This window comes from Actinoplanes sp. NPDC048988 (assembly GCF_043197815.1).
GTDB lineage: Bacteria > Actinomycetota > Actinomycetes > Mycobacteriales > Micromonosporaceae > Actinoplanes.
Map to the genome: position 1 here is coordinate 481,913 of NZ_JBICTW010000001.1, position 13,264 is coordinate 495,176.

General features: G+C 72.3%; 10 protein-coding genes. 2 read left to right on the forward strand and 8 right to left on the reverse strand.

Annotation, left to right across the window (positions count from 1 at the left end):
- Window positions 1-6 precede the first annotated feature (6 nt).
- From ACGFJ7_RS02320 to ftsY, 5 genes are all read right to left on the reverse strand, one after another.
- Window positions 7-2,271, reverse strand: a complete 2,265-nt coding sequence (locus ACGFJ7_RS02320; protein ID WP_360242080.1) for a [protein-PII] uridylyltransferase — start codon at window positions 2,269-2,271, stop codon at window positions 7-9.
- 14 nt (window positions 2,272-2,285) lie between these two features.
- Window positions 2,286-2,624, reverse strand: coding sequence for a P-II family nitrogen regulator (locus ACGFJ7_RS02325; protein WP_097318397.1), 339 nt, complete (start codon window positions 2,622-2,624; stop codon window positions 2,286-2,288).
- A gap of 35 nt (window positions 2,625-2,659) precedes the next feature.
- Window positions 2,660-4,030 (reverse strand): ammonium transporter, encoded by a 1,371-nt coding sequence (locus ACGFJ7_RS02330; protein ID WP_360242083.1) that lies wholly within the window; start codon window positions 4,028-4,030, stop codon window positions 2,660-2,662.
- Between the two features lie 190 nt (window positions 4,031-4,220).
- Window positions 4,221-5,018 (reverse strand): aminoglycoside phosphotransferase family protein, encoded by a 798-nt coding sequence (locus ACGFJ7_RS02335; RefSeq protein WP_360242086.1) that lies wholly within the window; start codon window positions 5,016-5,018, stop codon window positions 4,221-4,223.
- Between the two features lie 37 nt (window positions 5,019-5,055).
- The gene (gene ftsY, locus ACGFJ7_RS02340) at window positions 5,056-6,243 is read right to left on the reverse strand and encodes a signal recognition particle-docking protein FtsY (protein WP_360242089.1); all 1,188 of its coding nucleotides are present in this window, start codon (window positions 6,241-6,243) and stop codon (window positions 5,056-5,058) included.
- Between the two features lie 119 nt (window positions 6,244-6,362).
- On the opposite strand from ftsY, the gene ACGFJ7_RS02345 reads away from it, so the two are divergent.
- Window positions 6,363-8,033, forward strand: coding sequence for an alkaline phosphatase D family protein (locus ACGFJ7_RS02345; protein ID WP_392640362.1), 1,671 nt, complete (start codon window positions 6,363-6,365; stop codon window positions 8,031-8,033).
- A complete protein-coding gene (locus tag ACGFJ7_RS02350) occupies window positions 8,030-8,545 on the forward strand; it encodes a DinB family protein (RefSeq protein ID WP_392640365.1) in 516 nt (171 codons plus the stop codon). The genes ACGFJ7_RS02345 and ACGFJ7_RS02350 overlap by 4 nt, the downstream gene beginning before the upstream one ends.
- Before the next feature lie 4 nt (window positions 8,546-8,549).
- Here ACGFJ7_RS02350 and ACGFJ7_RS02355 read toward each other — a convergent pair whose 3' ends face one another.
- The 3 genes from ACGFJ7_RS02355 to ACGFJ7_RS02365 all read right to left on the reverse strand — a co-directional run bounded on the left by ACGFJ7_RS02355 (window position 8,550) and on the right by ACGFJ7_RS02365 (window position 13,132).
- Entirely contained in the window at window positions 8,550-9,155 is a 606-nt protein-coding gene (locus tag ACGFJ7_RS02355; protein ID WP_360242098.1) for an HAD-IA family hydrolase, read from the reverse strand.
- A 2-nt stretch (window positions 9,156-9,157) separates the two neighbouring features.
- On the reverse strand, window positions 9,158-12,739 hold the full coding sequence (gene smc, locus ACGFJ7_RS02360) for a chromosome segregation protein SMC (protein WP_360242101.1): 3,582 nt from the start codon (window positions 12,737-12,739) through the stop codon (window positions 9,158-9,160).
- A 198-nt stretch (window positions 12,740-12,937) separates the two neighbouring features.
- Window positions 12,938-13,132 (reverse strand): hypothetical protein, encoded by a 195-nt coding sequence (locus ACGFJ7_RS02365; protein WP_097318386.1) that lies wholly within the window; start codon window positions 13,130-13,132, stop codon window positions 12,938-12,940.
- Between the last annotated feature and the right edge of the window lie 132 nt (window positions 13,133-13,264).

A 13,264-nucleotide genomic window follows, 5' to 3' on the forward strand; every position in this document is an offset into this window, starting at 1 on the left:
GGCCCCTCAGACGGCCGCGAGCACCGCCGCGCCGACCCGCTCCCGCTCGGCCTCGTCGGCCCACGACCCGACCAGGTAGAACGCGTCCACCACATCGCCGCCCAGGGTGGAGATGCGGGCCGCGCGTACGTCCGCGCCCGCCTCGTCGAGCGCGGTCGCCACCCGGAAGAGCAGGCCGGCCGAGTCGGCCGCCCGCAGCTCGAGGATCGCCGCGTCGGTGGCCGCGCCGCGCTGCCACACCACCCGCGGCGAGGCCGTGCCGCCGCGCGCGCTCATCGCCCGGGCCCGCACCCGCTGGGTCACCGAGACGTCCCCGGCCGCCACCCGGCGCAGGTCGGCCGCGAGCGCCACCGGATCGTACGGGCTGCCGTAGCGCGGCTGGGTGAAGAACTCCACGATCGCCCGGTGGTCCACTGTCACACTGTTCGCGCCCACCACGTCCAGCCGGTGCATGGCCAGGCACGCCGCCACCTGGCCGAGCAGGCCCCGGCGGTCGGCCGCGGCCACCGCCACCCGGTCGCCGTCCAGGTGCACCGCCGGCAGGGCGCCCTCCAGCAGCTCGGGGTCGGGCGCCGGCGGCTCGGGCAGCTCGCCGGTGTCGAGCCGGGTACGCACCCGGCTCACCAGCTCGGCCATCAGCCGGCCCTTCCAGTCCGACCAGGCGGCCGGGCCGGTGGCCCGCGAGTCGGCCCGGGCCAGCGCGTGCAGCAGGTCCAGGGTGCCCGCGTCGCCGACCGTCTCGGCCACCGACGAGATGGTCTTGGGGTCGCTCAGGTCGCGCCGGGTGGCCACGTCGGGCAGCAGCAGGTGCAGCCGGACCAGCTTGGAGATGGTGGCCACGTCGGCCGGGGGCAGGCCGATCCGGGCCGCGATCTCGGCCGCGATCGGCGCGCCGACGACGCTGTGATCGCCGGGCAGGCCCTTGCCCACGTCGTGCAGGAAGGCGCCGATCAGCAGCAGGTCGGGCCGCTCGACCTCGCGGGCGTAGGCGGTCGCCTCGTACGCCGCCTGCACCAGGTGCCGGTCGAGCGTGTACCGGTGGATCGGGTGGTGCTGGGGCAGGCTGCGCAGGCGGGCCCACTCGGGCAGCCAGGCGTCGGTCAGCCCGTACCGGTCGCAGGTCTCCCAGGTGGGCAGCAGGCCGGGCCCGGAGCCGAGCAGCGAGACCAGGGCGGCCCGGGCCTGCGGCGGCCACGGGTTCGGCAGCGGCGGGCAGAACGCGGCCAGCCATTCGCTGGTGGCGCGGGCGATCGGCAGCCCCACGGTGGCGGCCGCGGCGGCCACCCGCAGGGAGAGGCTGGGGTCGGGCACCGGCCCGATGGCGGTGCGGGCGAGCACCAGTTCGCCGTCCTGCTCGACGACGTCGCGGGCGACCGGGCGGCGGGCCGGCACCCCGCCGGGCAGGCCCCGCCGGCGGCCGCGCATCCGGTCGGCCGCGCGCCAGGCGTCGTCGAGGGCGTGCGCGATGGTCCGGGCGTCGCCCGCGACCCGGCGCAGCAGCGCGTCGCCGTCGTCGAGGTCGAGCAGTTCGGCCACGGCGGCCCGCTCCTGGGCGACCAGCCGGTCGACCCGGCGGCCCACGGCCAGGTGCAGGGCGTCGCGGGTGTCCAGCACCCGCAGGTTGGCCGCGCGCACGGCCGGGCGCATGGTGTCGGCCACGCCGGCCCGGCCGATGGCGCGCAGGATGGTCACGTCGCGCAGCCCGCCGGCTGCCTCCTTGAGGTCGCCCTCGAGCAGGAAGGCGAGCTCGCCGTGGCTCGCCCAGCGGGCGGTGGTCAGCTCCTTGAGCTGGGGCAGCAGCCGCACCGCGGTGCGCCGCCACTGGTCCGAGGCGGCCGCGACCAGCTCGGCGCTCAGGGCCGCGTCGCCGGCGATGTGCCGGGCGTCGAGCAGGCCGAGGGAGACCTTGACGTCGTCGTGCGCGACCGACAGCGCCTCCGGCAGCGTGCGCACGGAGTGGTCGAGGCCGAGCCGGGCGTCCCAGATCGGGTACCAGAGGGAGGCGGCGATCCGGTCGATGCCGGCCGCGCCGTTGTGCAGCAGCACGAGGTCGAGGTCGCTGTAGGGCGCGCAGTCGCGCCGGCCCAGCCCGCCCACGGCGACGAGGCTCACGCCGGGCAGGTGGGCGGGGAACATGCCGGTCAGCCAAGCGCCGAGCGCCGCGGCCCGTTCGTCACGGGCGGCGGCGCCGATGTGCTCGCGCAGCTTGGCCTGCGAGCCGCCGGCGGGCACCGAGGGTGGCGCCGGCGGCTCGCTGGTCATGCGTGTCATCTGATTCGTGATTCTCAGAGCGCGTCGAGGCCGCGCTCGCCGGTGCGGACCCGGATCACCTCGTCGACCGAGGTCACCCAGACCTTCCCGTCACCGATCTTGCCGGTCTTGGCGGCGGTCACGATGGCGTCGACGATCTTGTCCACGTCGATCTCGTCGGTCACCACCTCGACCTTGATCTTCGGCAGGAACTCCACCGTGTACTCGGCGCCCCGGTACACCTCGGTGTGGCCCTTCTGCCGTCCGTAGCCCTGTACCTCGCTCACGGTCAGGCCGGTCACCCCCAGAGCGTGCAGGGCCTCCTTCACCGCGTCGAGCTGGTACGGCTTGATGACCGCGGTCACCAGCTTCATGCTCAGTCCCTCTCTCGGAGCAGTCATGGTCTTATCTAACCGGCGACCTTCTGGCTGACGTCGGCCTTGCCGTCAGCGTCGACACCCGAACCCGGCTTGAGGCCGGCCATGGCGAACGCGCCGCCACCGCCGGAGCCCGCGGCGGGCGTGAGGTCGTACCCGGTCTCGCCGTGGTCCGCGATGTCGATGCCGCCGACCTCGGCCTCCTCGCTGACCCGGCCGAGCTTGACGGCCTTGAGGATCAGCGCGAGCACCAGGGCGATCACGAACGAGTAGACCGTGACGGCCGCGCTACCGACGAACTGCCGGCCGAGCTGGGTGAAGCCGCCGCCGTAGAACAGGCCCTCGCTGGCGCCGAGACCCTCGGTGATGGCGCCGTTGACCTGGGTGGTGGCGAAGAAGCCGATGGCCAGCGAGCCGATCCAGCCGCCGACGAAGTGGACGCCGACCACGTCGAGCGAGTCGTCGTAGCCCAGCTTGTACTTCAGGCCGACGGCCAGGGCGCAGACCGCACCGGCGATGATGCCGATCAGGGCGGCCGGCAGCGGGGCCACGAAACCACAGGCCGGGGTGATGGCGACCAGGCCGGCGACCGCGCCGGACGAGGCGCCGACCAGCGTCGGCTTACCGTCGCGCAGCCACTCCACGATGATCCAGCCGAGCAGCGCGGCGGCCGTGGCGACCTGCGTGTTGACGAAGGCGACACCGGTGGTGCTGTCGACGGTCAGCTCGGAGCCGGCGTTGAAGCCGAACCAGCCGAACCACAGCAGGCCGGCGCCGAGGGCGACGAACGGGACGTTGTGCGGGCGCATGTTCTCGCGGGGCCAGCCGATGCGCTTGCCGAGCACGATCGCGACCGCCAGGGCCGCCGCACCGGCGTTGATGTGCACCGCCGTACCACCGGCGAAGTCGAGCGCCTTGAGGTTGGCGCCGATCCAGCCGCCGCCCCACACCCAGTGGGCGACCGGGACGTAGACGATGGTGAACCAGCCGATGGCGAACAGGACCCAGCCGCCGAACTTGAAGCGGTCGGAGAGCGCGCCGCTGATCAGGGCGACGGTGATGATGGCGAACATCATCTGGAACGCCATGAAGACGTAGACCGGGATGCCGGTCTCCAGCCAGATGTCGCCGGCCCAGCTGGTGCCGGTGCCGAAGTACTGGGTGAAGCTGCCGATGAACTTGTTCAGGCCCTCACCGTCGTTGGCGCCGAACGCGAGGGTGAAGCCGTAGAGCACCCAGAGCACGGAGACGATCCCGATGCTCGAGAAGCTCATCATCATCATGTTCAGGGCGCCCTTGGACCGGTTGAGGCCACCGTAGAACAGCGCCAGGCCGGGGGTCATGAGCAAAACGAGCGCAGACGACAGGAGCAACCAGGCGGTGTTGCCGGTATCGATCTCCACGCTGCCTCCTCTCGGAATGAAGGTGTCCTCGTACACGACCCTCAGAGCAGCGTCGCCCATCGGCCGGTTGATGACGGGAGCCTTCCGTTCCGCTGTTTCACGCACGGTCTACACGCGATTTCCGGCGCGTCACGGGTTGTTTCGTACGTGTGAAGAAACTCTCACAGCCCGTAAGGGAGGATTGCCCGAATCAGCGAAGAGCGTATTCGAGCGTGTGGCGCTCGTAGTCAAGCAATCGAAGATCACGCATGGGTCGCCGCAGGTGGCCCTTGTGCACGATGCGGACGAAGGCCGGATCACCGGCGGCCGCCATCCGCCGGATGCCCTCGACATGGTCGACGATCCTCTTGCGGATCGTACGGACGAGCCGGTGCCGGTCGCGCGGGATGAGGCCGTAGGCGTCGGCGAACAGGCGCAGGCGGCGCGGCCGGTTCGGCCTCTTCCAGCCCAGGGTGTACGAGTCCCGGTCGCTGAACAGGGGCACCCAGGTCCAGGCCGCGTAGGCCACGTCGTAGATGCGCGCGCCCGGCGAGGCCAGGTCGAAGTCGATCAGGGCGAGGGTGCCGTCGGGCCGCCAGACCACGTTGTGCGGCGCGGCGTCGTGGTGGCAGATCACCTCGGTGTCCGGCGGCGGCGGACCGAACGAGCGCCAGACCGCGTTGGGCGGCGGCACGAAGCCGTACTGCGCGTCGTGGAACATGCGCAGCATGGTCGCGACGGTGACCAGGGCCTCCTCGGTCACCCAGTGCGGCGCCAGCGGGTACTCGCCGCACTCGCCGTCGAGGTATTCCAGGACCTCGCGGCCCTTCTCGTCCATGCCCAGGGCCTGCGGCGAGCCGGTGAAGCCGACTCGCTCGAGGTGGTTGAGGAGCCCGTGCACGGCCGGGGTCCACGGGCCGGCGTTGCGCCGCACGGTGTCGCCGACGCGCGAGACCGTGCTGACGTTGCCGCCGTGGAGCGGAATCTCCCGCACCGGCTCCTGCGTCACCAACACCCTCCCCGCCCCGCGTACATCTCCCCTGAGACTACGCGGCGCCACCAAGCAGCGCTTCGACGAAAGCGGCCGGCTCGAAGGGCGCCAGGTCGTCCGGACCCTCGCCCAGACCCACCAACTTGACCGGAATGCCCAGCTTGCGCTGCACGGCGATGACGATTCCGCCCTTCGCGGTGCCGTCCAGCTTGGTCAACACCACACCGGTAACGTCCACCACTTCAGTGAAAACCCGCGCCTGCTCGAGTCCGTTCTGTCCGGTTGTCGCGTCCAGGATCAGCAGCGTCTCGTCGACCGCGCCGTGCTTCTCGACGACCCGCTTGACCTTGCCCAGCTCGTCCATGAGGCCGACCTTGTTCTGCAGGCGGCCGGCGGTGTCGATCACCACGGTGTCGACGCCGACCTCGATGCCCCGCTTGACCGCGTCGAACGCCACGCTCGCCGGGTCGGCGCCCTCGGGCCCGCGCACGGTCTCGGCGCCCACCCGCTCGCCCCAGGTGGACAGCTGCTCGGCGGCGGCCGCGCGGAAGGTGTCGGCCGCGCCGAACAGCACGCTGCGCCCGTCCGCGATCAGCACCCGGCCGATCTTTCCGCAGGTGGTGGTCTTGCCGGCGCCGTTCACGCCGACCACCATCATGATGCCGGGACGGCCGTCGTGCGGCGCCGTCTTGAGGGTGCGGTCCATGTCGGGCTCGAGCGCGGCGGTCAGCTCCTCGGCCAGCTGCTGGCGCACCTCGGCCGCCGTGCGGGTGCCGAGCACCCGGACCCGCTCGCGCAGCCGCTCGACGATGACCTGGGTGGCCTCGACGCCGACGTCGGCGGTGATCAGGGTGTCCTCGATCTCCTCCCAGGCGTCCTCGTCGAGGTGATCGCGGGAGAGCACGCTGAGCAGGCCCCGGCCGAACATGTTCTGCGAGCGGGAGAGGCGGGCCCGCAGCCGCACCAGGCGGCCGGCCGTCGGCTCCGGCTTCTCGATCTCCGGCGTGACCTCGACCGGCTCCTCGGCGACCGGCGGCTCCGCCACGATCAGCGGAGGCAGCTCCTCGTCGCGGACCGGGGGCACCACCACCGGCGGCGCCTGCTCGTCGACGGTGGGCTTCTCCAGCGTCGTGGTCCCGCCCTGCGGGGGCAGCTCCCGGCGGCGCATGCGCGGCACCACCAGGCCGACCGCTCCGGCGATCAGGACGACGAGCAGGATTACTGCGGCGACCACGTATTCCATGCGGAAATCCTGACAGATGCGCCGTCCGTCCGTGGCGTCGCCCGGGCAGTGGCGGCCCGTGGCCCTCGTGCAGGAAGATGGGACGCCCCCACCCCTGACCGCTAAAGGACCCCCACCCGGTGACTGCTCACCTGCTCATCGGCCCGCTGCTGCGCCGGGTCGTCGGAGACCGCGCCACCGTCTGGGTCGAGACGACCGAACCGGCCTACGTGCGCGTCGAGGCCGACGGCGGCGGCGCCGGCTCGGCGCCGACCTTCACGGCGTACGGGCATCACTACGCGCTCGTGGTCGTCGAGGGCCTGCGGCGGGGTGCCGCCAGCGCGTACACCGTGCTCCTGGACAATCGTGTGGTCTGGCCCTCGGCCGAGTCGACCTATCCGCCGCCGGTCATCCGGACCCGCCCCGAGGACGACGGCGCCGCGCCGGTCCGGATGATCTTCGGATCCTGCCGCGAGGCCACCCCGCACGCGACCGGCCGCCGTCTGCCGCCGGACGCCCTCGACGCGTACGCCCGGCGGCTCATGAAAGACCCGCAGAACCCGGAACTCCGGCCCGACCTGGTCGTCCTGCTCGGCGACCAGGTGTACGCCGACAAGACGTCGGCCAAGGTCAAGCGCTTCCTCCGGCGCCGCCGCGCGGCCGGTCACGACGGCCCGTCCGACCAGGTCGTCACCTTCGACGAGTACACGAAGCTCTACCTGGAGTCGTGGCGCGACCCCGAGATCCGCTGGCTGCTGGCCACCGTGCCGACCGTCATGATCTTCGACGACCACGAGCTGATCGACGACTGGAACACCTCGGCCTCGTGGCGCGCCGACATGGCGCAACAGTCGTGGTGGACCGAGCGCATCACCGGCGGCCTGGCCTCGTACTGGGTCTATCAGCACCTGGGCAACATGAGCCCCGACGAGCTCGCCGCCGACCAGCTCTTCCAGAAGATCACCACGGTCGACGACGCCACCGACCTGCTGCACGAGTTCGGCCGCTCCCTCGACACGGGCGAGCAGCCGTACCAGTGGAGCTACGCCCTCGACATCGGCCGCACCCGCCTGGTCATGCTCGACAACCGCTGCAGCCGCGTGCTCACCCCCGGCCGCCGCGAGATGCTGCCGCCCCGGGAGTGGAACTGGTTCATCGACCAGGCCCACGGCTCGTACGACCACCTGGTCGTCGGCTCGTCCCTGCCCTGGCTGATGCCACCGGCGATCCACCATCTGGAGGCGTGGAACGAGCGTACGGCCGACTCGTCCTCGCCCCGGGTGAGCGCCGCCGCCGAGAAGCTGCGCCGCGCCGTCGACCTGGAGCACTGGGCCGCCTTCAGCCGCTCCTTCACCGCGCTGGGCGAGCTGTTCCGCCGCCTCGGCGAGGGCGGCACCGGCGCGCCCGGTCACCGGGTGGGGGCCGGCGGCGCGTACGCGGCTCCCGCCTCGATCAGCGTCCTGTCCGGCGACGTCCACCACTCGTACGTGGCCGAGGCCGACTTCGGCTCCGCCACGACCACCCCGGTCATGCAGTTGACCTGCTCGCCGGTGCACAACCAGGTGCCGGCCGTGATGCGCCCGCTGATGCGCTTCGCCTGGTCCCGGGCCGCCGCCAAGGGCGTCCGCGGCCTGGCCCGCTCGGCCGGCGTCGACAAGCCGGCCTGGCGCTGGAAGCGGCTCGCCGGCCCCTACTTCGGCAACGCCATCAGCACCCTGCGCCTGGACGGCCCGAAAGCGACCGTGCGCGTCGAGGGCACCGAAAAAGACGGCACTCTGTTCGAGGTAGCTGAGGTGACGTACCCGAAATGACCTGGACCGCCCCATCCGTCGACCGCACCGGCGAGCCGCACACCGGCCCCGAACGCGCCATGCTCCAGGGCTGGCTCGACTGGCACCGAGGCACCCTGCTCGCCAAGTGCTCAGGCTTGACCGCCGACCAGCTCCGGCTGGCGTCGGCCGCCCCCTCCAACCTGACCCTGCTGGGCCTGGTCCGCCACATGAGCTACGTCGAACGCGTCTGGTTCCGCGACCGCGTGGCCAAGGACCCGACAGCAGTTCCGCTGTACGTCTCCGACGCCCACCCCGACGCCGATTTCGAGGACATCGCCACCGCCGACGCCGAGCAAGCCTTCGCGATCTTCGCCGAGGAGTGCGCCACCGCCGACCGGGCGGTGGCCGCCTTCGACCTCGACCAGGAGTTCCCGATGGCCAAGGGCCGCCGCTCCCTGCGCTGGGTCTACCTCCACATGATCGAGGAGTACGCCCGCCACAACGGCCACGCCGACCTGATCCGCGAGCGCATCGACGGCGCCACCGGGTGACCGGTCAGAGGTCGAGGGCCTTGCGCAGGTAGTCGACGTGCTGGGGGCCGGTCCAGCGGTAGGCGGAGAGGCCGGCCGCCCGGGCGCCCCGGACCACGCGGTCGTCGTCGTCGACGAACAGGACGTGTTTGGGCTGTTCGCCGATCAGCTGGCAGGCGCGCTCGAAGTACTCGGGGGCCGGCTTGTGGACCTTGAGCTCCCAGGAACTGACGACCACGTCGACCTCGTCGGCCAGGGCCAGCGCCTCCAGGTCGGCCCGCAGGCGGTCGGTGGCGTTGGTGGCCAGGCCGACCTTGCGGCCGGCGGCGCGGACCGACCGGATGAAGGCCAGGGCGTCGGGGTCGGGCTCGCCCCGGTACGTCTGCCACTCGGCGACCGCCTCGGCCGCGTTGTCGATGGGCAGGCGCTCGGCGACCAGCTTCATCCACTCGGCGTCGGTGATCTCACCGGCCATCGCCGGGCGGTAGATGTCCCACGCCATCGAGGTCTCGAGCAGGGCGGCCGGTTTGAGGCCGTACTTGACCTCGACCGCGATCATCGGGGCCGGGTCCCAGCGGCGCAGCACGCCGTCGAAGTCGATCAGCAGTGCCCGTGCGTGGTCGCGCGCCATGGTCAGTCCTCCGGTTCGCGGTTGAGGCGCTGGCTGATCACCTGGGTGACGCCGGAGCGCATCGTGACGCCGTAGAGGGCGTCCGCGACCTCCATCGTGCGTTTCTGGTGCGTGATGATGAGCAGCTGGCTCTTCTCCCGCAACTGTTGGAAGAGGGTAATCAACCGGCCCAGGTTGACGTCGTCCAGGGCCGCCTCGACCTCGTCCATGATGTAGAAGGGCGAGGGGCGGGCCCGGAAGATCGCGCAGAGCATGGCCACCGCGGTGAGCGAGCGCTCACCACCGGAGAGCAGGGACAACCGCTTGATCTTCTTGCCGGGCGGGCGGGCCTCGACCTCGACGCCGGTGGTCAGCATGTCCTCCGGGTCGGTGAGGACCAGCCGGCCCTCACCACCGGGGAAGAGAACCTGGAACACGGTCTGGAACTCGCGGGCCGTGTCCTCGAAGGCCGACGTGAAGACCTCGAGGATCCGGTCGTCGACGTCCTTGACCACGGTGAGCAGGTCCTTGCGGGTGGCCTTGAGGTCTTCGAGCTGGTCGGAGAGGAACTTGAAACGCTCCTCGAGCGCCGCGAACTCCTCCAGCGCGAGCGGGTTGACCTTGCCGAGAAGGGCCAGGTCGCGCTCGGCCTTGTTCGACCTCTTCTCCTGGGTCGGCCGGTGGAAAGGCACGGGTTCCGGTACGGGTTTGCCGTCCTTCTCGGCCTGGGCCACCTCGGCCTGGGTGGGCGGCACCAGCTGCTCCGGGCCGTATTCGGTGATCAGCGTGTCGACGTCGAGCGAGAAGTCCTCGGCCGCCTTGGCCTCGAGCTGCTCGATGCGCATGCGCTGCTCGGCCCGGGCCACCTCGTCGCGGTGGACCTCGTTGGTCAGCCGCTCCAGCTCGGCCACCAGGCGCTTGGCGCTCGCCCGTACCTCCTGAAGCTCGGCCTCCCGGGCCGTGCGGGCCTGGGCCAGCTCGTCGCGCACCTCGATCGCCGCCGCCAGCGAGACCGAGACGCGGGCCAGCGCGGCCGCCGCGCCCAGGGCGACCGCCCGGGCGATCTCCGCGCCCCGGGCCCGGGCCGCGCGGCGGGCGGCCGCTCGCTCGCGGGCCTGCCGTTCCGCGTTGGCCTGGCGCAGCAGGGAGTCGGCCCGGCCGGCGATGGAGGCGACCCGCTCCTCGGCGGTGCGGACGGCCAGGCGTACCTCCATCTCGTTCTGCCGTGACTGCGGCACCAGCGCGGCCAGCCGGTCCCGCTCGTCGGTGGAGGGTTCCTCGTCGATCGGGGTGGCCTCGGCCAGCCGCAGGCGCTCCTCGAGCTCGGCGACCCGGATCAGGTCGGCCTCGCGGGCCGACTCGGCTTTCTGCCGGGAGGCGCCGAGGCGCTCCGACTCGGCCTTGGCCGACCGGGCGGCGGCGCCGAGCTCGGCCAGCCGGCGGGCGGCCGCGTTGCGCTCACCCTCGGCCGCGCGCTTGGCCTGCGCGGCGACGTTCACCGCTTCCTTGTGCCGGGCCACCTCGGCCCGGGCCTCGGCGAGCTGCGACTTGAGGGCGCCGATCGACGCCTCGGCCTCGGCCCGGCGGGCCTTCGCCTCGTCGACGGCGGCCTGGACCTCGATGTAACTGGAGGCTTTACCGGAGCCTCCGGCGGCGGCGTACGCGCCGAGCACGTCCCCGTCCGGCGTGACCGCCCGCAGCTCCGCGTTCCCGGCGATCAGCGCGGCCGCGGCCGGAAGATCATTGACGAGTACGACGTCACGCAGCGCCCGATTCAGCGCCGGGCGCACCGTCTCGGGGCAGTCGACGACGTCGGGCGCCCAGATCGCGCCGTCCGGCAGCGCCGGCCGCAGCGCGTCCAGCGTCCCCCGCATGCCCGGACCGGCCGGCGAGGCGACCACGAGGGCGGCCCGCCCGGCGTCGGCGATCTTGAGGGTACGCATCGCCTCGACGGCCTCGTCCACTCCGGAGAGCGCCACCGAGTCGGCGAGCGAGCCCAGCGCGGCGGCGAGCGCCGCCTCGTGTCCGGGCCGGACCGTGAGCATCGAGGCCAGGCTGCCGAGCAGGCCCGGCACCTCGGTCCCCTTGGCCAGCAGCGCGCCGGCCCCGTCCTTGCGCTGCAGGCCGAGGGCGAGCGCTTCCTCGCGGGCCTTCCAGCTGGCGGCGTCCTTCTCGGCGGCCCGCTCGGCGTCGGACAGCTCCCTGACCACCGCGGCCGCGCGGTCCTGCTCGGCCACCGCCTCGGCGTGCCGCGCGTCCAGCTCCACGTTGTCACGGTCGGCCTCGGACGACTCGGCGGCGACCAGGTCGACCTCGGCCTGGGCGGCCTCGGCCCGCATCATGGCGTCGGTGTGCGCCGCCGCGAGCCGCTCGATCTCGTCGCTCGCGCCCTCGGTGCGGGCACGGGCCGCGTTCACGTTGCCGACCAGCTTGGCCAGGCCCTCGCGGCGGTCGGCGATCGCCTTGGCCGCGGAGCGCAGGGCGCCCTCGGCCGCGGCCAGCTGGCGTTCGAGATCCTGCCGCTGCTCGATCGCCTCGGCCAGGCGCATCTGGTCGTCGGTGAGCGCCTCGCGCAGCTCCTCCTCCTGCTCGCGCACCCGCTCCGACTCGGCGACGAGCTGGTCGGGGTCGCGGCCGGGCCGCTCCTCGTCGGGCGTGGCGGCGAGGTGACGCAGCCGCTCGGTGGCCAGCTGCTCGGTCGAGCGGAAACGCTCCTGGAGGGCGGACAGCTTGTACCAGGTGTCCTGGGCGGCCTGCAGCAGCGGCGCGTCCTCGGCGTGCGCCAGCTCGAGGTCGGCCAGCAGGCGCTGGATCTCGCGGTTCTCGGCCTCGACCTGCTGGCGGCGGTCGCGCATGGCCGACTCGTCGGCGATCTCCTTGTCGAGGGTGGTCCGCAGGGTGTGCAGGTCGTCGGCGAGCAGCCGGAGCCGGGCGTCGCGCAGGTCGGCCTGGATGCCGGCGGCCCGCCGGGCCACCTCGGCCTGCTTGCCCAGCGGCTTGAGCTGGCGGCGCAGCTCGGCCGTGAGGTCGGTCAGCCGGTTGAGGTTGACCTGCATCGCGTCGAGCTTGCGGATCGCCTTCTCTTTGCGCTTGCGGTGCTTGAGGACACCCGCCGCCTCCTCGATGAAGGAGCGGCGGTCCTCGGGCTTGGCGTGCAGCATCGCGTCGAGCCGGCCCTGGCCGACGATGATGTGCATCTCACGGCCGATACCGGAGTCGCTGAGCAGCTCCTGGATGTCGAGCAGCCGGCAGGCGTTGCCGTTGATCTCGTACTCGCTGGCGCCGTCCCGAAACATCCGGCGGGTGATCGAGACCTCGGTGTACTCGATCGGCAGCGCGCCGTCGTTGTTGTCGATCGTCAGCGTCACCTCGGCCCGGCCCAGCGGCGCCCGGCCGGAGGTGCCGGCGAAGATGACGTCCTCCATCTTGCCGCCGCGCAGCGCCTTGGCGCCCTGCTCGCCGAGCACCCAGGCGATGGCGTCGACGACGTTCGACTTGCCGGAGCCGTTGGGGCCCACCACACAGGTGATGCCCGGCTCCAGCCGCAGCGTCGTAGCGGAGGCGAAGGACTTGAAGCCCTTGACCGTGAGGCTCTTGAGGTGCACGGATTTCCCGGGGGTCAGCGGTACTTACGTTTGGTGCAGGCTACCCGCAGCGTGCGCCGGTGGCCGTACCCGCAACACCCCGCGCCGCGGAAATCGGGCAAAAAGATGCGCGCCGCCACAGAGTGGAGGCGCGCCGTTTGTGAGGGGGTGCGTCGAGGGGGACAGCGGCGGCCGCCGGGTCACGACGGCCGGTGGGGCTCAGGTCAGCGCGGGCTCGGTCAGCCGTGCGAAATCGTCTGCCTCCGCGGCTGCCGCCGCGAGACGATCATTTTCCGCCCGCAGGCGGGTGACCTCGAACTCCAGGGACTGAACCCGGGAACGCAGTCGGGTGACCTCGTCGAGCAGGCGCCGATCGGGCGCCGCACCTACGTGGCCGAAGAGGGCCTTCGCCATGGTGACTCCTTGAGAAGCTCTGCTTCTTCTTGTGGAAAGCGTTGCCGGAGAGGCCGGCGCTACGCGCGCCCAGTGCACCGCGCATCTATGCTCAAGGGCACGCATGAGCACAGAGCTATGCACCGTCAGATG

Bases quoted from the DNA above. Each gene is read 5' to 3' on its own strand.
- ACGFJ7_RS02365 (WP_097318386.1), bottom strand. From the start codon at position 13,132: ATGGCGAAGGCCCTCTTCGGCCACGTAGGTGCGGCGCCCGATCGGCGC.
- ACGFJ7_RS02325 (WP_097318397.1), bottom strand. From the start codon at position 2,624: ATGAAGCTGGTGACCGCGGTCATCAAGCCGTACCAGCTCGACGCGGTG.
- ACGFJ7_RS02355 (WP_360242098.1), bottom strand. From the start codon at position 9,155: ATGGCGCGCGACCACGCACGGGCACTGCTGATCGACTTCGACGGCGTG.
- ACGFJ7_RS02320 (WP_360242080.1), bottom strand. From the start codon at position 2,271: ATGACACGCATGACCAGCGAGCCGCCGGCGCCACCCTCGGTGCCCGCC.
- ACGFJ7_RS02350 (WP_392640365.1), top strand. From the start codon at position 8,030: ATGACCTGGACCGCCCCATCCGTCGACCGCACCGGCGAGCCGCACACC.
- ftsY (WP_360242089.1), bottom strand. From the start codon at position 6,243: ATGGAATACGTGGTCGCCGCAGTAATCCTGCTCGTCGTCCTGATCGCC.